The following is a 19,569-nucleotide window of genomic DNA, read 5'->3' on the forward strand; positions in this document are numbered from 1 at the left end:
ACGCGCTGCCATGCGCCGCCGGCGTTTTCCCTCGATCCTTTCCGGCCGACTCCCCTTCGGAAGACGGCGCACAGTCCGAACCGAGGCCGGAAAGTCCCCGCCACCGTTCGCGGGTCCCGTCCGGCGCCACACTTGCCTGGGCCGTCCGGTCGTACGTCCCGTTCCCGCCGGCAAGCTGCGTCCACAAGGATACGAGCCCCGCTGGTCCCGTGGATAAACTTCCGTTCGGCTGGACGTACCGGGCACGGCAAGTGGATGACATCCATGGGTTTTTTCCGGCCAGGCCAGCGGACCGTCGAAATCCGATCCACGTGCGCCAGGCAACCGTCCGCCGGAAGCGGACCGGCCGCTACCCCGTCTCCTGAAGCAGCCGCCCCGCCGCGGCCCTCGCCTCTTCCGTGATGGTCGCCCCGGCGAGCATGCGGGCGATCTCTTCCTGCCGCGCCGCGCGGGGAAGCTGCGCCACCCCCGTGGCGACATGGTCCGCGCCGCCGGATTTGGAGATGAGGAAATGCGTCGCGGCGCGCGCGGCCACCTGCGGCGCGTGGGTGACGGACAGAACCTGGACGCGCTGCGCCAGCCGCGCCAGCCGGGCGCCGATGGCGTCCGCCACGGCGCCGCCGACGCCGGTGTCAATCTCGTCGAAGACCAGCGTTGGGGCCGAGCCGCGATCAGCCAGCGCCACCTTCAGCGCCAGCAGGAACCTCGACAGCTCGCCGCCGGACGCAATTTTTGCCATCGGCCCCGGCCGCGAGCCGGGATTGGTGCGGACCCAGAACTCGACCTGGTCGATGCCCTCCTCGCGGCGGTCTTCCGCTTCGGTGGATATCTCGACGATGAACTCGGCCCGTTCGAGCTTAAGCGCCGGCAGTTCGGCCATCACGGCGTCGGCGAGCGATGCGGCCGTATCCCGCCGCAGGGCCGACAGCGACGCGGCGATCGCGTCGTAGCGCGTCCGTGCGTCCGCAGCCGCGGTCTCGAGCAGCGCGAGCCTCTCCTCCCCCGCATCGAGCTCGGCGAGATCGGCGACCATGCGGGCGCGGAGGTCTGGCAGCGCGTCGACGGTGACGTTGTGCTTGCGTGCCGCGGCGCGCAGCGCGAACAGCCGCTCCTCGGCCTGCTCCAGGCGCTTCGGATCGAACTCGGTGGCCCGCATCGCGGCGTCGATGCCGGTCTGCGCCGCGTCGAGCGCGATCAGCGCTTCGTCCAGCGATTTTACGACCTCTTCAAGGAGCCCGGGCGCCTCGGCGGACTTGCGCTCCAGCCGGCGCACGAGGCTTGCCAGCAGCGGCACGGGCGAGGCGTTGCCGGCGAAAAGCTCCTGCGCCTCGCCGATCTCCGACGCGATCTTCTCCGCCTTCATCATGGAGGAGCGCAGGCCGGCGAGCTCGGTCTCCTCGCCATCCATCGGGTCGAGCTTGTCGAGTTCATCGACGGATGCGCGCAGATAGTCCGCCTCGCGCGCCGCCGCTTCGACGCGCGCCCGGTGACGGGCGAGGTCGGCTTCGGCCTGCCGCCACAGGTTCCAGCTGCGCCGCGTCTCCGAGACTTCGGTGTCGTGCCGCCCGAACAGGTCGAGAATATCGCGATGGGCGCCGGGATCGACCAGGGCGCGCTCGTCATGCTGGCCGTGGATCTCGACCAGCGCCCGCCCGATGTCGCGCATCAGGGCGACGCTCGCCGGGCGGTCGTTGACGAAGACGCGCGACCGGCCGTCCGCGTTCTGGACGCGCCTGAGCAGGATGTCGCCCTCGTCGTCGATCGCGTTCTCCGCGATCAGCTTACGGGCGGGATGGTCGAGCGGCACGTCGAAGGCGGCCGTCACCTGCCCCTGGGCCGCGCCGTGGCGGACGAGCGAGGCGTCGCCGCGCCCGCCGAGCGCCAGCGAGAGTGCGTCGAGAAGGATGGATTTTCCCGCACCCGTCTCGCCGGTCAGCACGGACAAGCCCGGCGCGAAGTCGATGTCGAGCCGCTCGATCAGCACGATGTCGCGGATCGACAGTTGGACCAGCATCGCTAGCCTGCCGCCATCAGGTGCCGAGCAGGACGGCTCCGGCCTTGGAGATCCACGAGCCCTTGTTCTCGCGCGGCTCCAGGCCGCCCGTCTGCAGGAGCTTGTAGGAATCGCGGTACCACTGGCTGTCGGGATAGTTGTGGCCAAGCACCGCGGCGGCCGTCTGCGCCTCCGAGGCGAGCCCCATCGCGTAATAGGTCTCCGTCAGGCGTGCCAGAGCCTCCTCGACGTGGCGGGTGTCGGAATAGACCTCGACCACGTTGCGGAACCGCTTGGCCGCTGCGACGTATTCGCGCCGCTCCAGATAGTAGCGGCCGATCTGCATCTCCTTGCCGGCGAGCTGGTCGCGCGCGAAACGCTTCTTGGCCTTCGCGTCCTCGACATACTGCGACTCGGGCCAGCGCGTGATCACCTCGTCCATCGCTTCGAGCGTCTGGCGGGCTTCCTTCTGGTCCTGCGTCACGTCGCGGATCTGGCGGAAGTAGCTCAGCCCGACGATGTACTGCGCATAGGCCGCGTCCTCGCTCGACGGGTAGAGCGCGACGTAGCGTTTGGCGGAATTGATCGAGTCCACGTAGTTCCCCCGCCGGTAGTTGGCGAAGGCGCTCATCACCATGGATTTGCGGGCATACTCGGAATAGGGATGCTGGCGATCCACCGCCTCGAACTTGGCGATGGCTTCCTTGATGCGCCCCGCTTCGAGATTGGCGAGGCCCTGGTTGTAGAGCGTGTCGGCCGGCTCGATGTCCTGCACGTAGCTCGACAGGTCGATGTCCTTTTCGCTGGCACATCCACCGAGCGCCAGCGACAATGCCGCGAACGGCGCCGCAAATGTCGCTCGTCTCATCCACCCGCCTCTAACGGCACTTCGTGTCGCGTTCATTCGTCGCTCGAATCCTCTGGTCCCCCGGTTGGCAGCGGGCGACCGTCATAGATCACAGCCGCGCCCCGCCGACAACGCTATCGCCGCGCATTCGCGCTATTTTGTGGCGGGAATGCGCGGCAGCTGAATTGCCAATCAACTTCGGGCCAATGACCCGGTACGCAACATCGGCACGTATCGACCTTGGCCCGGAAGCCCTCACAGGGTCCAGGGAGCGAACACCGGAGCGCTGACCGCGATCATCTCCGCCTTGCGGCCACGGCTGCGACGGGTGGTCTCGACGATCTCGAACGCACCGCGATCCGACAGCAGGCGGCGCAACGCCGCGGCGTTGAGCTTGTGCCCGCCGCGATAGGAGCGGAAGCAGCCGATGAAGCGCGCGCCGGCGAGCGCGAGGTCGCCCATCGCGTCCAGCGCCTTGTGGCGCACGAACTCGTCCTTGAAGCGCAGGCCTTCCATGTTGATGACCTGGTCGTCATCGCCGATGACGACGGAGTTCTCCAGCGACGAGCCGAGTGCATACCCGGCCGCCCACAGGCGCTCCACGTCCTTCATGAAGCCGAAGGTGCGGGCGCGCGCGATTTCGCGCTTGAAGGTCTCGGGTTCGATGTCGCCGGCATAGAGCTGCTGTCCGATCGACTTGCTCTCGAAATCGATCTCGATCTCGAAACGCGTACCGTCATAGGGAAGGAACTCCGCCCACGATCCGCCCTTCTCGATGCGAATGGGCTTGAGGATGCGGATGAACCGGCGCTTGCCGGTCAGGGTGCGGATGCCCGCCTGCTCGATGGCTTCGACGAAATCGTGGGAGCTGCCGTCGAGGATCGGAACCTCGTTGCCGTCGATGTCGATCGAGACGTTGTCGATGCCGAGCGCGAAGAGCGCGGCCATCAGGTGCTCGACGGTGGCGACATGCATGCCGGAAGGATCGCCCAGAACCGTGCAGAGGTCGGTCCCGCCGATCTCCGACACCAGCGCGCGGATCTCGCGGACCGTCTCACCGTCGGAAAGACAGTTGAAGACGACGCCGGTATCGACATCGGCCGGATTGAGGTGGATCGTGACGGCCCTGCCGCCATGAACGCCCGTACCCGAGAGCGACACACGCGAGTTGATGGTCGTCTGATACTCGTGCAAATCTATTCCCATGACCCCGCCCAATTCAGGACCGCTTTTAAGGCCGGAAAGCCGCGGCTTCTTGTTCTCGTACATGCCCAGGACGCCCTATCCCCGAATTGCCCTGTGCACCGCAGAATGTTCGAAGCGGAAGATATAGGGCGGGTAGAGAGTCGCCAAATCACGGTTTCTTACCCCATGTAACGAGCAAGCCGCATGAGCATATCTCACCAAGGGATTGAAATTGCTCATCGATTGCATTTGCAGACTGACCGGCTCATCGGTCAGTCTGCTCCGTTTGTTACAGTCTCGTCTTTCCTTGTCCGGAACTCAGTTCGCCTGCCTGCGGAGGAAGGCCGGAATCTCCAGCTGATCCTCTTCCTGGTTCGCCCTCGAGGCCGGCACGAGCCGCCCGTGATCGTCGAGCTGGCCGCGGCGCGGCGCGTAGAGCTGCGCGTCGGAAGATGCTGCGCGACGGGGCTCCGCGGCCGGCTGCACGAGCTGCGGCTCGCGCGGCGCTGCGGCCTTCAGCCGTGCCGGCTCCTCTTCCCTGCGCGATCCGAGACCGTTGGTCAGCCGCTTGAGCAGCCCCATCGGACCGCGATCGTCGGCGGCATCCGGCCTGACGGCCTGAGCCTGGAGTTCGGCCTGCACCAGCGGCGGGAAATCCTCCACGCGGGGCATGCGCGGCTGCGCCGGCGCGGGTGCGGTTTCCATGTTCTGCATCGTCGGCGCGGGCTGAGGCGCCGGACGCAGATGCGCCTCGGGAGCGGCGGCCTTGAAGAGCCGGCTCTGGGGCTGGAACTCCTCGGCGGGCGCGGCGGGCGCACGCGCCGGAGCGCGTTCGGCCTCGCGGATGGCCTCCGCGACCGGGTCGAGGTCGGCCGCCGCCTGATGCGAAACCGCGGGCTCGGGAGCCGGCTGCGGCGCCGGCTGGACCGGGGCCTGGCGCGCTTCGGCCTGGACCGGGCGCGGCTGCGGCTTCGGCTGCTGGCGGATCTCGATCGGATGCGCGGCGATCTCGTGCGCCTTCTTGTCGATGCCGGTGGCGACGACCGACACGCGGATGACGCCCTCCAGTTCCTCGTCGAAGGTGGCGCCGAGGATGATGTTGGCGTCCTGGTCCACTTCCTCGCGGATGCGGGTCGCAGCCTCGTCGACCTCGAACAGGGTCAGGTCGCGCCCGCCGGTGATCGAGATCAGCAGGCCCCTGGCGCCCTTCATCGAGGATTCGTCGAGCAGCGGGTTGGCGATCGCGGCTTCCGCGGCGGCCATGGCGCGGCCCTCGCCGGACGCCTCGCCCGTGCCCATCATCGCCTTGCCCATTTCGCGCATGACAGAGCGGACGTCGGCGAAGTCGAGGTTGATGAGACCTTCCTTCACCATCAGGTCGGTGATGCAGGCGACGCCCGAATACAGCACCTGGTCGGCCATGGAGAAGGCGTCCGCGAAGGTCGTCTTGTCGTTGGCGATGCGGAACAGGTTCTGGTTGGGGATGACGATCAGCGTGTCGACGTTCTTCTGCAGCTCCTCGATGCCGATGTCGGCCGTCTTCATGCGGCGCTGGCCTTCGAAGTGGAAAGGCTTGGTGACGACGCCGACGGTTAGGATGCCCTTTTCGCGGGCGGCACGGGCCACGACCGGCGCGGCACCCGTGCCGGTTCCGCCGCCCATGCCGGCGGTGACGAAGCACATGTGCGTGCTGGCCAGGTGATCGACGATCTCGTCGATGCATTCCTCGGCAGCGGCGCGGCCGACCTCAGGCTGCGAACCGGCGCCCAGGCCCTCGGTCACATGCGCGCCGAGCTGGATCAGCCTTTCGGCCTTCGACATGGTGAGCGCCTGCGCGTCCGTGTTCGCCACCACGAACTCGACGCCGCGCAGCCCCGCGGTGATCATGTTGTTGACCGCGTTGCCGCCGCCGCCGCCAACGCCGAAGACGGTGATGCGGGGCTTGAGCTCGGTGATGTCCGGCTTTTGAAGATTGATCGTCATGTCCTCGTCCTTTTCGCCTTTCTCGCCGCATCGCCGCGCGGCCGCCTGGGGCTAGCCCCTCGAAACTAAAAACTCTCTTTGAACCACTGACCCACGCGCCCCAGGCGTCCACCCGTACCGGTTGCGCGCATACGCAGGAAACCCGACACGCGGCTGCTCTCGAACGAAGCCACCTGCGGGTAGATCATCAGCCCCACGGCCGAAGAAAATGCCGGCCCCTTGGCCGCCTCGGGAAGCCCGGCGACGCCGAGCGGACGCCCGACCCGGACATTGCGGCCGAGGATGCGCCGGGCTGCCTCGGGCAGGCCCGTCAACTGGCTGGCGCCGCCGGTCAGGACGACGCGCTTGCCGACCGTCGCGCCGTAGCCGGAACGATGCAGGCGCTCGCGCACCAGTTCGAGCGTCTCCTCGATGCGGGCGCGGATGATGCGCGTCATAACCGAGCGCGGCACCTGCAGCGGGACGTCGGATTCGTCGCCGCCCACCGGCGGCACGTTGACGACGTCGCGGTCGTCGGCGCCGGTCGGCAGCGCCGAGCCGTGCATGACCTTGAAACGCTCGGCCACTTCGACGCCGGTCGACAGGCCGCGGGCCATGTCGAGCGTCACGTGGATGCCGCCGATGGGAAGCGAGCTCGCATGCACGAACTTGCCCTCTGCGAAGACGGATATCGTGGTCGTGCCGCCGCCCATGTCGATGCAGGCCGCGCCGAGCTCCGCCTCGTCGTCAACCAGCGCGGCGAGCCCGCTGGCGTAGGGCGTGGCGACCATCCGGTCGACGGAGAGATGCGAGCGGTTGATGCAAAGCTCGATGTTGCGCATCGGCGCGGCGTCGGCGGTCAGGACATGCATGTCCACGCCCAGCGTCTCGCCCAGCATGCCGCGCGGATCGCGGATGCCCTTCTCGCCGTCGAGCGAGAAGCCGACCGCCAGCGAGTGGACGAGTTCGCGCTCGGCCTGCAACGCCTTCTTCGCGCCGGCCGCGAGCACCTTGCGGATATCGGAGGTATCGGCCTCGTGGCCGCCGAGATTGATCGTCGCCGTCGAGATGTCACTGCTCAGCCGGCCCGCCGAGAGATTGACGATCAGAGAATCCACCGTCAGCCCGGCCATGCGCTCGGCGGAATCGACCGCGAGGCGGATCGCCTGCTCCGCCCGGTCGAGATCGACGATGACGCCCGACTTCACGCCCTGGGATTTCTGGTGACCGATGCCGATGACGCGCACCTGGTGCGTGCGCCCGCGGATGAGTTCGCTGCCCTCGCCCGGCTTCAGTTTGCCGATGATGCAGCAGATCTTGCTCGATCCGATGTCGAGGACGGTGACGATGCCGGACCGGCGCGTAGCCGCTGAGTGACTGCCCGAAAGCCAGTTCATGTGCGCCGCCCGCCAGCCTTGAGCTGCTTCATCATTTCCTTCACCGCGGCCGTCCGCTGCTTCAGCCCTTCGGACGTCAGCTGGACGACCAGCCTGTCCTCCAGCCGCATGTCGACGGCGAGGATGTCCCGCGAAAGGAGGCCGCTGGCCCGGTCGGTATCGGCGAGGTAGGAGAGCGCCGTATCCACCCCCTCTTCGGGAAGCTTCAGGGTCACGCCATTGTCGAGACGCAGGTCCCAGCGACGGTTCCCGACCCTGACGTAGCTTTCGACCCGCGAGGCGATTTCCGGATGCTCGGCGACGCGCGCCACGATGGCCTGCGCCTTCCCGGAGGCACCCTCTCCGACCACCAGGGGCAGATCGGCGTGGCGGCCCGATCGGAACGGCGTGATGAGCTTGCCATCGGCTTCCACGAGCATCAGATCCTTGCCGTACTGCCAGATGGCGAACGGCGTCTTCTCGACGACCGAAATCTCGATGGCATCCGGATAGACCTTGCGAACGGTCGCGGACTGGACCCAGGGGAGCGAGGCGACCTGGTCGCGCGCCGCATCCACGTCGAGCCCGACGAGCGAGGTCCAGCCGTTGAGATCAAGCCTTTCCAGCACGTCGATGTCGGAGGTTTCGCCATTGCCCGATATGCGCACGTCGGTGACGGCGAAGCCGCTGTAGGCGGTCATGGTCTGGAGGAATTGCGGCCAGTGACCGCCGACGCTCATCCCGTAGAGGCAGGTCGCGAGAAGCAGCGCGCCCGTCATCAGCGGCGCGGCGTATCCGGGCACGTGCATGTCGGAGACGCCCGTGCGCAAAAGCACGCGGAACGGCCGCCGCAACACGCGCGGCAGGACGCCGGAGAACAGACCGGCCCTTGCGCCGGACCGGGCGACCGGAGCACGGAGATCGGTTGACCTCACCGCAAACACGACGCGTCCTCCACCATCCAACTCAAGAGCTCACCAAAACTATGCCCCGCTTGCGCGGCGATTTCTGGAACCAGCGATGTCGGCGTCATGCCTGGCTGCGTGTTGATTTCCAGCCAGATGAGCTCGCCATTCTCGGAAAAGCGGTCGTCGTAGCGGAAGTCGGACCGGGAAACTCCCCGACAGCCGATGGCTTGATGCGCCTTGAGGGACAGTGTCTGTATTTTTTGGTAAATAATTGGTGAAATTTTTGCCGGGCATTCGTGTTTTGATCCGCCGGGCACGTATTTCGAGTCGTAGTCGTAGAAGGAATGCCCGACCGGCACGATCTCGGTCACGGCCAGCGCCACATCGCCCATAATCGCGCAGGTCAGTTCGCGACCATGCACGAATCGCTCCACCATCACGGTGTCCCCATACCGCCACTCCGAGGACCCGATGACCTGCGGCGGATGCGACTGATCCTCCTTGACGATCACCACGCCGAAGCTGGAGCCTTCATTCACCGGCTTCACGACATAGGGCGGCTTCATGGGATGGGACGAACCGATCTCGAAGCGGTTCATGATGCGTGATTCCGCAACGGGAATGCCGGCCGCCTTTGCGATCTTCTTCGCCTTGTCCTTGTCCATGGCGAGCGCGGAGGCGAGGACGCCGGAATGCGTGTAGGGAATCTCAAGATATTCGAGCACGCCCTGGATCGTCCCGTCCTCACCGAACGGACCATGCAGCGCATTGAAGACGACGTCGGGCTTCAGTTCCGCCAGCACCTTGCCGACGTCACGCTCGACGTCGATGCGCGTCACTTCGTAGCCTTCGGCTTCCAGGGCGTCGGCGCACGGCTTGCCGGATGCAAGGGAAACGGGCCGTTCGGACGAAAAGCCTCCCATCAACACGGCAACGTGTTTCTTCGACATCTACCGGCAATCCCCTCTCCGGCCGAAACTCCGTCGTTTCCGGGTCGAATCCGAACCTCCAGGGGAATCCCCCCGGCCAGGTACGCCGCCGACTCAATCAGGAAACGCTTGAAGACAGGGAATCAGAGAGTGGATTCCGTGGCAAGTCTTCGTTCGGCAAAAGGCCGCATTTTGGCCTCCAACGCGACGGGGAATCCAGCCTCGCGCAATGTCGCCGCCGCTCAGGCCCCGCTGCCTCTTCACCGAGCCGGCAGCCTAGAGCATCTGCCCCAGAAACTCCTGCACCTCGTGGCCGCGGCGGAAGTCGCCGAGGCGCTTGATCTCCCACTCCAGCCGGAGGCCGGAATGCTCGAGTACGCGTGCGCGCACGGTCTCGCCGAGATGTTCGAGGTCGTAGCCGGTCGCCGTGCCGGTGTTGATCATGAAGTTGCAGTGCATGGGCGATATCTGGGCGCCGCCGATCATCAGCCCGCGGCATCCGGCCTTGTCGATCTCCTTCCAGGCCGAGGTGCCGGGCGGGTTCTTGAAGGTCGAGCCGCCGGTCTTCTCGCGGATGGGCTGCACGGTTTCGCGGTGGTGCTGCACCTCGTCCATCGCCTCGCGGATTTCCTCGCGGCTCGCAGGGAAGCCCTCCAGCACGGCGGAGGTGAAGATCAGGTCCTTCGGCGCGGAGGAGTGGCGGTAGGCGTAGCCCATCGCGGCATTGTCGAGCACGTGGAGGTTGCCCTGCCGGTCGAGCGCGCGCACCTCGACCACGCGCTCGCGCGTCTCCACGCCGTTAGCGCCGGCGTTCATGCGCAGCGCGCCGCCGATGCCGCCCGGAATGCCGTGATAGAAATGGAAGCCGCCGATGCCGGCCTCCAGGGCCGCCGCCGCCACGCGCTTGTCGGGCGTGGCCGCCCCGGCGCGGATACGCAGGTCGCCGGTCGCTTCCGCTTCGCCGAACCCCTTGGCCGACAGGCGCACCACGAAGCCCCGTATGCCGCCCTCGCGCACCAGGAGGTTCGAGCCGATCCCCACCACCGTCAGCGGGATTTCCGCCGGCACCGCCTTGAGGAAAGCGGCGAGATCCTCCTCGTCGGCCGGCTGGAACAGCACGTCGGCCGGACCTCCGGCGCGGAACCATGTGATCTTGTCCATGGCGGCGTCGGGCGTAAGACGGCCACGCAGGCCCGAAAGCCTGTCGCCCAGCCTCGCAAGTAGATCGCTGCCGAGAGTCATGCAGGCATCCCGCCGAGATCCTTCGGCAGCTGGTAGGCCCATTGCGTGATGTTGCCGGCGCCGAGGAAGATGACGAAGTCCCCGTCCCTGGCGACCTGGCGGATCGACGGCGCGATCGCGTCCGGACCTTCCAGGAAGCGCGCGTCGCGATGTCCGCCGGCGCGGATGCGCGCCACCAGCGCTTCTGAGGAGATGCCCTCGATCGGGTCTTCGCCGGCCGGATAGACCGGGGCGATCATGACCGTGTCCGCCTCGTTGAAGCAGGACGAGAAATCGTCGAACAGGTCGCGCAGACGGGTGAAGCGGTGCGGCTGCGCGATGGCGACGACGCGGCCCTTCGCGGCCTCGCGCGCGGCCCGCAGCACGGCCTTTATCTCGACGGGATGATGCCCGTAGTCGTCGAAGATCCGCACCCCGTTCCATTCGCCGGTCGGCGTGAAGCGCCGCTTGACGCCGCCGAAGGAAAGGAGGCCCTTGCGGATGTCGTCGGCCGAAATGCCGAGTTCGTGCGCCACCGCGATCGCCGCCGTCGCGTTGGAGACGTTGTGCCGGCCCGGCATCGGCAGGCGCAGCCCGCGGATTTCGGTGATTTCACCCGATTTGCGGTTGCGCACCACCACGTCGAAGGTCGACGCCGCGCCGTCGGTCGCAAGGTTCTCGAAACGCACGCCTGCCTGCGGATTGCCGCCATAGGTGACGATGCGGCGGTCCTCGATGCGGCTGACCAGCGACTGCACTTCCGGATGGTCGATGCACATGACGCCGAAGCCGTAGAACGGCACGTTCTCGACGAACTGGCGAAAGGCGTCGCGCACCTTGTCGAAGCTGCCGTAGTGGTCGAGATGCTCGGGATCGATGTTGGTCACGACCGCGATCTCGGCCGGCAGCTTCAGAAACGTGCCGTCGCTCTCGTCGGCTTCCACCACCATCCATTCGCCCGCGCCCATCCTCGCATTGGTACCGTACGCGTTGATGATGCCGCCGTTGATGACCGTCGGGTCGAGCCCGCCCGCGTCGAGCAGCGTCGCGACCATGGAGGTCGTCGTCGTCTTGCCATGGGTGCCGCCGATCGCCACCGCCTGGCGGAAGCGCATGAGTTCGGCCAGCATCTCGGCCCGCCGCACGATCGGCAGCAGCTTTTCACGCGCCGCCATGAGTTCCGGGTTCGTCTTGCGGATCGCGGTGGAGACCACGACCACTTCCGCCGCGCCGAGGTTTTCCGCAGCGTGGCCCACGAACACCCGGATGCCCTTGTCGCGCAGGCGCTGCACGTTGGCGCTCTCGGACTGGTCCGATCCCTGCACCTCGTAGCCGAGATTGTGCAGCACCTCGGCGATGCCGCTCATGCCGATGCCGCCGATCCCGATGAAATGGACCAGCCCGATGGTCTCCGGCATCTTCATGGCCGGGCTCCTTCCTTGAATTCCTTCGCCGTTCGGCCGGAGGCAATAGCCTCCGCGAGGTCGGCGAGCAACCGCGTGGCGTCAGGCTTGCCCGTGGACCGGGCCGCCGCGGCCATGCTGGCGAGCCGATCGGGTTCGCGCATGAAACGGCCGACGAGTTCCGCGATCGTCTCGGTCGAGAGCGAGGCCTGGGGGTGCACCTCAGCCCCAGCGGCGGCCGCGAGGGCTGCGGCGTTGGCTGCCTGGTCGTGGTCGAGTGCGTGCGGATAGGGAACCAGCAGGGCCGGACGGCCGATCACGCCGATCTCCGAGACCGTCGACGCGCCGGCGCGCGAGATGACGAGATGCGCGTTAGCGATACGGTTCGCCATGTCCGTGAAAAACGGCGCGACTTCGGCCGACACGCCCGCCGCCGCGTAGTCATCGCGCACGCTTGCCTCGTCCTCTTTCCGCGCCTGCTGCGTCATCCGAAGCCGTTGGCGATCCTCTTCCGGCAGATTTGCGATCGCCGGAGGGATGGCCTGAGAGAAGAATTGCGCGCCCTGGCTTCCGCCGAAGACCAGCAGATTGAACGGGCTATCCAGCGTGGGTGCTTCGTAAGGTCTTACCGACGCTTCGATCACCGCCGGGCGCACCGGATTGCCGGTCAGGACGATCTTGTCCGCATGCGGGCCGTCGTTCGTCTTCAGGAACCCGCCGGCTATCGCCGTCACGCGCCCGGCCAGCGCCTTGTTGGCGCGTCCCATCACCGCGTTCTGTTCGTGGATCAGCGTCGGCAGGCCGCGCCGCGTGGCGGCAAATAGCGGCGGCAGCGTCGGATAACCTCCGAAGCCGACGACCGCTTTCGGCTTTAACCGGTTGATGAGCTTTGTCGATGCCTTGACGCCCGACCAGATCGTCAACCCGGCGCGGATGAGTGCGATCGGGTTGCGGGAGCCGATGGTGGAAGACGGGACGGTGTGGATGCCGTCGGCCGGAAAGCTGCCGGCGAAGCGCTCGGCGCGACCGTCCGTCACCAGGTGCACGGACCAGCCCCTGCCCTTCAGCTCGTGCGCGAGCGCCTCGGCCGGAAAGACGTGGCCGCCGGTACCGCCGGCGGCAAGCAGGATCGTGCCCTTGTCCATGTCACTCGGCTGCCAGCACGCGCGGTGCGTAGGGGAAGACGGAGGTCTTGCGGCGCTCGGGCCTGCGACGGGTGAGCGCCAGCACCATGCCCATGGAGATCGCCATGGCGACGAGCGAGGAACCGCCATAGGAGATGAAGGGGAGCGTCATGCCCTTTGCCGGCATCAGCTGCAGGTTCACGCCCATGTTGATGATCGACTGGAAGCCCATCACGATCACCAGCCCCGAGATGGCGTAGCGGGTGAAGTTGTCCTCCTCCTTGTAGGCGATGCGCAAGCCCTTCAGGACGATGAAGGCGAACAGCGCCACGATGATGAAGCACAGCACGATACCGAACTCCTCGGCCGCCACCGAGAAGATGAAGTCGGTGTGGCTGTCGGGCAGGATCCGCTTGACCGCGCCCTCGCCCGGGCCCTGGCCCCACCAGCCGCCGCGAATGATCGCCTCTCGGCCGGTATCCACCTGGAAGGTATCGCCCTCGCCGGTGAGGAACCGGTCGATGCGGCCGGCCACGTGGGGGAAGACCGTATAGGCCGTGAACGCGCCCGCGGCCCCGATCGCCCCGAGCACGAGGATCCACAGCCAGGGCATGCCGGCCATGAAGAACATGGCGCCCCAGGTACCGAGCACGAGCATCGTCTGGCCAAGATCGGGCTGCGCGACGAGCAGCGCCAGCACGAGGCCGAGCAGGATCATGGCGAACAGGTTTCCCGGTATCTCCGGTTGCCGCTGGTGCTCGGCGAAAAGCCATGCGCAGATGACGACGAAGGCCGGCTTCATGAACTCGGACGGCTGCACGGAGATGCCGGCGAGCGAGACCCAGCGCCGCGCGCCCTTCACCTCCACGCCGATGAAAAGGGCCGCGATCATGAGAAGGAGCGAGCCTATCAGCATCACGAGCGCCAGCCGACGGATGTTGCGCGTCGAGAGGAAGGACACGCCGATCATGGCGATCATGGCCGGCACCATGAACAGGATCTGGCGCTCCACGAAATGATAGCTGTCCAGGCCGATTCTCTCGGCAACCGCCGGGCTCGCCGCGAAGGACAAGACGATGCCAAGGACCATCAGCGAGAGAAAGGAGGCGAGGAACCAGCGGTCCACCGTCCACCACCAGCTTGCGGTCAGTCCCCTGTCGACGCGGCTTACCATCAGCGTGTCCCTCCGATCGGTCGGATGCCTTCGATCGCGGCGACGGCGGCCTTGAAGGCGTCCCCGCGAACCTCGAAATTCTTGTACTGGTCGAAGCTTGCGCAAGCCGGGGAAAGCAGAACCACCGGCTCGGCATGCTCGTCGGCCGCTGCGTCGGCCGCGGCGTGGCGCACAGCCGCCTCCAGCGTGCCGGAAATCTCGTAGGGTACGGCCTCGCCCAGCGTGGCGGAAAAGGCGGGTGCAGCCTCGCCGATCAGGTAGGCCTTGGCGATGCGCGGGAAGAAACCGCGCAGCGGCTCGATGCCGCCCTCCTTGGGCAAGCCGCCGGCGATCCAGTAGATGCGCGGGAAGCTCGACAGCGCCGGCGCTGCGGCATCGGCGTTGGTTGCCTTGGAATCGTTGACGAAGAGGACTTTTCCAGCCCGCCCCGCCTGCTCCATGCGGTGGGCGAGGCCCGGAAAGCTCCGAAGGCCGGCCTGTATCTCCTCGATGTCGAGCCCGACGCTCAGGCACGCGGCGACCGCGGCGAGCGCGTTCTGGGCGTTGTGCTGCCCCCGCAGCGATCCGATCCCCTCCAGCGAGGCCAGGCGGCTCACCTTGCCATCCCGGGCCTGCATCAGGTCCTGGCCGTCGGCGAACATGCCGTCGGCGAGCGGCAGGCGCTTCGAAATGCGGATCACCTTACGCCCCGCGCGCTCGAGCCGCTCCGCGATCTGCACGCCCCAGCTGTCGTCGACCCCGACGATGGCCGTCTCGCTGCCGGCGACCAGCCTCTCCTTGATCCCGGCGTAGTGCTGCATCGTCCCGTGCCGGTCGATGTGGTCGGGCGTGAGGTTGAGCAGGATGCCGGCGGTCGGGTCGATGGAGGGCGCGAGATCGATCTGGTAGGACGAACACTCGACGACGTAGACGCGTCCTTCGCCCGGCGGGTCGAGCGTCATCACCGCCCGGCCGATGTTGCCACCCATCTGCGCGTCGCGTCCGGCGGAGGCGAGGATGTGGGCGGTCAGCGCGGTCGTCGTGGACTTCCCGTTCGTACCGGTGATGGCGATGAAGGGCGCATCGGAGCCATTCCACCGGCGCTCGCGCACGAAGAGCTCGATGTCGCCGATGATCTCGACACCCGCGGCCCGCGCCAGTTCGACGGTCCAGTGCGGCTTCGGATGCGTGAGCGGCACGCCTGGCGAAAGGACGAAGGACGCGATGTCCGACCAGTCCTGCCCGCGCAGATCGGCGGTGGGAACGCCTTGGCTCCCCGCCCGGCCGACGCTGTCGGGATTGTCGTCCCACGCGACGACGGAGGCGCCGCCCTCCATGAGGGCCCGCGCGGTGGCGATGCCCGAGCCGCCAAGCCCGAACAGCGCGACCTTTTTTCCCTCGAAGGAACGGGCCGGTATCATCTTTATCTCAGCTTCAACGTCGAGAGGCCGATGAGGGCCAGGATGACGGCGATGATCCAGAAGCGGATCACGATCTGGCTTTCGGTCCAGCCCATCTTCTCGAAGTGATGGTGGATCGGCGCCATCAGGAAGACGCGCTTGCCCGTTGCCTTGAACACGGCCACCTGGATGATGACCGAGAGCGCCTCCATGACGAACAGACCGCCGATGATGGCAAGCACGATCTCGTGCTTGGTGGCGACCGCGATGGTGCCGATCAGGCCGCCGAGCGCGAGCGACCCGGTGTCGCCCATGAAGATCGCGGCGGGCGGCGCGTTGAACCAGAGGAAGCCGAGGCCGGCGCCGATGACGGCGCCCAGCACCACGGCGAGTTCGCCCGTTCCCGGCGTGAAGTGGATCTGCAGATAGTCCGCGAACACCGCGTTGCCGGCGAGATAGGCGATGACGCCGAAGGAGGACGCCGCGATCATCACCGGGACGATCGCCAGCCCGTCCAGCCCGTCGGTGAGGTTCACCGCGTTGCCGGCCCCCACGATCACGAAGGCCGCGAAAGGCACGAAGAAGATCGAGAGGTTGAGGATGAAGTCCTTGACGAAGGGAAAGGTGAGCGACGAGGAGAACGGCGCCTGTCCGTTCTGCATGATGGTCCACGCGGCGAGACCGGCGATGATGAATTCGAGCGCGAGCCTGACCTTGCCCGAAATGCCGAGGTGGCTCTGCTTCGTCACCTTCATATAGTCGTCGTAGAAACCGATGGCGCCGAAGCCGAGCGTCACGATGAGCACGACCCAGACATAGACGCTCGACAGGTTCGCCCACAGCAGCGACGAGCCGACGATGCCGGTCATGATCATCAGCCCGCCCATGGTCGGGGTGCCGGCCTTCTTGAAGTGGGTCTGCGGTCCGTCCGCGCGGATCGGCTGGCCCTTGCCCTGCCGCAGCCGCAGCGAATTGATGATCGTCGGCCCGAACATGAAGACGATCAGCGCCGACGTGATCAGCGCCCCGCCCGTCCTGAAGGTGATGTAGCGGAACACGTTGAAGACCGAGACCTGGTCCGACGCGCTCACGAGAAAGCTCAACATACGAAGTAAATCCCCCGGTTCATCCGTCAGTCTCCACCGGGGCCGGCACCGCTGCCGGGAAACCTGGCAGCAAGTGCGTCGACAATCCTGGAAAAGCCGATTCCGTTCGACGACTTTATCATGATCGCATCTCCGGCCCCCACGCCGGAGACGACAAGCGGCAGAAGTTCTTCGCCCTTCTCGCGGTATTCCACCGGGAAATCGGAGCCCAGCTTGTCGCGCAGCGCGGCCATCTCGGTGCCGGCGAGGTACAGCCGCTCGATCCGCGAGGCCCGGATGACCTCGGCAAGCGCAGAATGCAGGCGTTCTGAATGGGAGCCGAGTTCCAGCATGTCGCCGAGGACCGCGATGCGCCGTCCGCCGGGCGCTTCCGAATTGCTCAGGAGATCGATCGCAGCCTTCATCGAGGCCGGGTTGGCGTTATAGCTCTCGTCGATCACCAGGAACGGCCCGTCCGGGTGCCGGAGCGTCGTGCGCGCGCCCCTGCCCCGCTCCGCCTTGAGGTTGGCCATCGCCGCGGCGGCCGCCGCGACGTCGGCGCCCGCCAGATGCACCGCGCCGAAGACCGCCAGCACGTTCTGGACGACGTGGCGTCCGGGCGCGCCGATGCGCACCGAGACCTCGTCGCCGCCGACCCGGATGGTGACCATGGAGTAATCCGCGTGCAGGTCGCACTGAAGCAGCTTGTAGTTCGCGCGCGAATGCTCGCCGAAGCCGTGCACATGCTTTACGCCCGCTTCCTTCGCGAGCTTCTCCAGGATCCGCCAGCGGTGGTCGTCGCGATTGACGAGCGCGTGGCCGCCGGGTGTCACGCCCTCGAAGATCTCACCCTTGGCCCGGGCGATGTCGTCGAGCGAATGGAAGAAGCCCAGATGCGCGGCGGCGATCATCGTCACGATGGCGACGTGCGGCTGCACCAGCTTGACCAGCGGCCGGATTTCGCCCGGATGGTTCATGCCGATCTCGTAGACCGCGTAGTCGGTGTCCTGCGGCATGCGCGCCAGCGTCAGCGGCACGCCCCAGTGGTTGTTGAACGATCGTTCGGCCGCGTGCACCTTGCCCGACGGCGAGAGCGCCAGCCGCAGCGCTTCCTTGGTGCTGGTCTTTCCGGCCGAGCCGGTGACGGCGATGACCTTCGCGTTCGACCGCGCCCGCGCCGCGGCGCCAAGCAGTTCCAGCGCGTGCAGAACATCCTCCACCACGATCATCGGCATGGTGAGCCGGCCGAGAGAGGCCAGCCTGTCTTCGGCCACGACCATGAGGCCGGCGCCGGCGGCCATCGCGGCGGTCGCGAAGTCATGACCGTCGAAATTCTCTCCCTTGATGGCGAAGAAGGCCTCGCCCTGCGCAAGCGTGCGCGTGTCGATGGAAATGCCGGTGATTTCCCGCGGCAAATTGCCGAGCGGACGCCCGCCCATGGCGGCAACCATCGCCTCGCTGGTCCAAAGCGCGCTCATCGGGCGAGCTCCGCCAAGGCGTTGCGGACCTCTTCGTGGTCGGAGAAATGGTGGGTGACCGTGCCGACCGTCTGGCCTTCCTCGTGGCCCTTGCCGGCCACGATCAGCGTGTCGCCTCCGGCCAGCATGCCGACGCCCTTCCGGATCGCCTCGCGGCGGTCGCCGATTTCGATGGCGCCGGGCGCGGCCGTCAGGATCTCGGCGCGGATCTCGGCCGGCACCTCGCTGCGCGGATTGTCGTCGGTGACGATGACCACGTCGGCGAGCCGCGTCGCGATCTCGCCCATGATCGGCCGTTTGCCCCGATCGCGGTCGCCGCCGCATCCGAACACCACGACGACGCGGCCGGTGGTGAAGGGCCGCACGGAGGACAGCACGTTCTCCAGCGCCTCCGGCTTGTGCGCGTAGTCGACATAGACCGGCGCCCCCGCGCCCGTCGAACCGACGAGATCGAGCCGCCCGGGCGCGCCTTCGAGATGCTCGAGCGCGCGCAGCGCATCGCCGGCCGGGACACCCGTCGAGATCGCCAGCCCGGCCGCGACCAGCGCGTTGGAGATCTGGAAGTCGCCGGCGAGCGGCAGCAGGATTTCGTGGATGGTCCCCTCGGCCTCGATCTCGGCGCGCTGGCGCCTGCGCTCGTGCTCCACCCGCTTCAGCGTCAGGAAGGTTCCCTTCCTGCCGACGGTCCGCACGTCCAGCCCGGCTTTCGCGGCGGCATCGATCGTCGGCTGCGACCAGGCGTCGTCGGCGAAGATGACGGCAGGCGCTCCTTTCGGCAGAAGGTCCTCGAACAGGCGCATCTTGGCGCGGTGGTAGTCCTCGATGGTGGGGTGATAGTCCATGTGGTCGCGGCCGAGATTGGTGAAGGCGCCGGCCGCGAGCCTCACCCCGTCCAGCCGGCGCTGGTCGAGCCCGTGGCTCGACGCCTCCATGGAGCAATGCGTCACGCCGGCATCGGCGAGTTCGGCAAGCAGCGCATGCAGCGCGACCGGGTCGGGCGTGGTCAGCGAGCCGTATTCCGTCCGCCCCGGCGCCACCACGCCCGTAGTACCGACGCTTGCCGCCTGCATGCCGGCGCGCGCCCAGATCTGGCGCACGAAGACTGCGACCGAGGTCTTGCCGCTCGTGCCGGTGACGGCGACCATGGTCTCCGGCTGGCGGCCGTGAAAACGGGCGGCGGCCAGCGCCAGCGCGCGGCGCGGATCGGCCGACTTCAGGACGGGAATGCCGAGCCCCGGCGCATCGGCGTCGAGCGCGGCGATAACAGCGATCGCGCCCCTGGCCGCGGCGTCGGGCGCGAAGGCCATGCCGTCCGACTTGCCGCCCCTGAGCGCGGCGAACACGAAGCCGGGACACACGGCGCGTGAATCCGAGGTAATCCCCTCGACGATCCGCTCGCCGGAGGCAGCGGATTCCACAGGGAGTATTTCGGCGAGATCACTGAGCTTCATTCAATTTCTTCGAGACGCGAGACGCCGTCCCTGCGGCGCGCCGATAGGGAATCA

Annotated in this window: 15 protein-coding genes; all 15 read right to left on the reverse strand. The window is 67.2% G+C overall.

Translation table 11 applies throughout. The features are described 5' to 3' along the window. Nucleotides 1–349 precede the first annotated feature (349 nt). Nucleotides 350–2,014: a DNA repair protein RecN gene (recN, locus tag BSQ44_RS16375; protein WP_072606063.1), complete on the reverse strand. Its 1,665-nt coding sequence runs from the start codon at nt 2,012–2,014 to the stop codon at nt 350–352. A 16-nt stretch (nt 2,015–2,030) separates the two neighbouring features. Then, nucleotides 2,031–2,861, reverse strand: coding sequence for an outer membrane protein assembly factor BamD (locus tag BSQ44_RS16380; protein ID WP_072606065.1), 831 nt, complete (start codon nt 2,859–2,861; stop codon nt 2,031–2,033). Between the two features lie 234 nt (nt 2,862–3,095). After that, nucleotides 3,096–4,046 carry a UDP-3-O-acyl-N-acetylglucosamine deacetylase gene (gene lpxC / locus BSQ44_RS16385; protein WP_072608109.1) on the reverse strand — a complete coding sequence of 317 codons (951 nt, stop codon included), beginning with the start codon at nt 4,044–4,046 and terminating at the stop codon, nt 3,096–3,098. 297 nt (nt 4,047–4,343) lie between these two features. After that, nucleotides 4,344–6,008: a cell division protein FtsZ gene (gene ftsZ, locus BSQ44_RS16390; RefSeq protein ID WP_072606067.1), complete on the reverse strand. Its 1,665-nt coding sequence runs from the start codon at nt 6,006–6,008 to the stop codon at nt 4,344–4,346. Between the two features lie 65 nt (nt 6,009–6,073). Further along, a complete protein-coding gene (gene ftsA / locus BSQ44_RS16395; RefSeq protein ID WP_072606070.1) occupies nt 6,074–7,384 on the reverse strand; it encodes a cell division protein FtsA in 1,311 nt (436 codons plus the stop codon). Then, nucleotides 7,381–8,307, reverse strand: coding sequence for a cell division protein FtsQ/DivIB (locus BSQ44_RS16400; RefSeq protein WP_083534781.1), 927 nt, complete (start codon nt 8,305–8,307; stop codon nt 7,381–7,383). The genes ftsA and BSQ44_RS16400 overlap by 4 nt, the downstream gene beginning before the upstream one ends. Then, the gene (locus BSQ44_RS16405) at nt 8,295–9,221 is read right to left on the reverse strand and encodes a D-alanine--D-alanine ligase (RefSeq protein ID WP_072606074.1); all 927 of its coding nucleotides are present in this window, start codon (nt 9,219–9,221) and stop codon (nt 8,295–8,297) included. The genes BSQ44_RS16400 and BSQ44_RS16405 overlap by 13 nt, the downstream gene beginning before the upstream one ends. A 255-nt stretch (nt 9,222–9,476) precedes the next feature. After that, a complete protein-coding gene (murB, locus tag BSQ44_RS16410) occupies nt 9,477–10,442 on the reverse strand; it encodes a UDP-N-acetylmuramate dehydrogenase (protein ID WP_072606076.1) in 966 nt (321 codons plus the stop codon). Further along, nucleotides 10,439–11,845, reverse strand: coding sequence for a UDP-N-acetylmuramate--L-alanine ligase (gene murC / locus BSQ44_RS16415; protein WP_072606078.1), 1,407 nt, complete (start codon nt 11,843–11,845; stop codon nt 10,439–10,441). Before murC ends, murB begins: the two co-directional genes overlap by 4 nt. Then, complete coding sequence (gene murG / locus BSQ44_RS16420; protein ID WP_072606080.1) at nt 11,842–12,969, reverse strand: undecaprenyldiphospho-muramoylpentapeptide beta-N-acetylglucosaminyltransferase; 1,128 nt, start codon at nt 12,967–12,969, stop codon at nt 11,842–11,844. Before murG ends, murC begins: the two co-directional genes overlap by 4 nt. A 1-nt stretch (nt 12,970) precedes the next feature. After that, nucleotides 12,971–14,122 carry a putative lipid II flippase FtsW gene (gene ftsW / locus BSQ44_RS16425; RefSeq protein ID WP_072606082.1) on the reverse strand — a complete coding sequence of 384 codons (1,152 nt, stop codon included), beginning with the start codon at nt 14,120–14,122 and terminating at the stop codon, nt 12,971–12,973. Further along, nucleotides 14,122–15,522 (reverse strand): UDP-N-acetylmuramoyl-L-alanine--D-glutamate ligase, encoded by a 1,401-nt coding sequence (gene murD, locus BSQ44_RS16430; RefSeq protein ID WP_072606084.1) that lies wholly within the window; start codon nt 15,520–15,522, stop codon nt 14,122–14,124. Before murD ends, ftsW begins: the two co-directional genes overlap by 1 nt. 2 nt (nt 15,523–15,524) lie before the next feature. Further along, a complete protein-coding gene (gene mraY / locus BSQ44_RS16435) occupies nt 15,525–16,607 on the reverse strand; it encodes a phospho-N-acetylmuramoyl-pentapeptide-transferase (protein WP_072606085.1) in 1,083 nt (360 codons plus the stop codon). A 26-nt stretch (nt 16,608–16,633) separates the two neighbouring features. Then, nucleotides 16,634–18,064 (reverse strand): UDP-N-acetylmuramoylalanyl-D-glutamyl-2,6-diaminopimelate--D-alanyl-D-alanine ligase, encoded by a 1,431-nt coding sequence (locus BSQ44_RS16440; RefSeq protein WP_072606087.1) that lies wholly within the window; start codon nt 18,062–18,064, stop codon nt 16,634–16,636. Continuing rightward, nucleotides 18,061–19,515, reverse strand: coding sequence for a UDP-N-acetylmuramoyl-L-alanyl-D-glutamate--2,6-diaminopimelate ligase (locus tag BSQ44_RS16445; protein WP_072606089.1), 1,455 nt, complete (start codon nt 19,513–19,515; stop codon nt 18,061–18,063). Before BSQ44_RS16445 ends, BSQ44_RS16440 begins: the two co-directional genes overlap by 4 nt. Nucleotides 19,516–19,569: the final 54 nt, after the last annotated feature.

The organism is Aquibium oceanicum, from assembly GCF_001889605.1.
GTDB classification, from domain to species: domain Bacteria; phylum Pseudomonadota; class Alphaproteobacteria; order Rhizobiales; family Rhizobiaceae; genus Aquibium; species Aquibium oceanicum.

Bases quoted from the DNA above. Each gene is read 5' to 3' on its own strand.
- recN (WP_072606063.1), bottom strand. From the start codon at position 2,014: ATGCTGGTCCAACTGTCGATCCGCGACATCGTGCTGATCGAGCGGCTC.
- BSQ44_RS16380 (WP_072606065.1), bottom strand. From the start codon at position 2,861: ATGAGACGAGCGACATTTGCGGCGCCGTTCGCGGCATTGTCGCTGGCG.
- lpxC (WP_072608109.1), bottom strand. From the start codon at position 4,046: ATGGGAATAGATTTGCACGAGTATCAGACGACCATCAACTCGCGTGTG.
- ftsZ (WP_072606067.1), bottom strand. From the start codon at position 6,008: ATGACGATCAATCTTCAAAAGCCGGACATCACCGAGCTCAAGCCCCGC.
- ftsA (WP_072606070.1), bottom strand. From the start codon at position 7,384: ATGAACTGGCTTTCGGGCAGTCACTCAGCGGCTACGCGCCGGTCCGGC.
- BSQ44_RS16405 (WP_072606074.1), bottom strand. From the start codon at position 9,221: ATGTCGAAGAAACACGTTGCCGTGTTGATGGGAGGCTTTTCGTCCGAA.
- murB (WP_072606076.1), bottom strand. From the start codon at position 10,442: ATGACTCTCGGCAGCGATCTACTTGCGAGGCTGGGCGACAGGCTTTCG.
- murC (WP_072606078.1), bottom strand. From the start codon at position 11,845: ATGAAGATGCCGGAGACCATCGGGCTGGTCCATTTCATCGGGATCGGC.
- murG (WP_072606080.1), bottom strand. From the start codon at position 12,969: ATGGACAAGGGCACGATCCTGCTTGCCGCCGGCGGTACCGGCGGCCAC.
- ftsW (WP_072606082.1), bottom strand. From the start codon at position 14,122: ATGGTAAGCCGCGTCGACAGGGGACTGACCGCAAGCTGGTGGTGGACG.
- murD (WP_072606084.1), bottom strand. From the start codon at position 15,522: ATGATACCGGCCCGTTCCTTCGAGGGAAAAAAGGTCGCGCTGTTCGGG.
- mraY (WP_072606085.1), bottom strand. From the start codon at position 16,607: ATGTTGAGCTTTCTCGTGAGCGCGTCGGACCAGGTCTCGGTCTTCAAC.
- BSQ44_RS16440 (WP_072606087.1), bottom strand. From the start codon at position 18,064: ATGAGCGCGCTTTGGACCAGCGAGGCGATGGTTGCCGCCATGGGCGGG.
- BSQ44_RS16445 (WP_072606089.1), bottom strand. From the start codon at position 19,515: ATGAAGCTCAGTGATCTCGCCGAAATACTCCCTGTGGAATCCGCTGCC.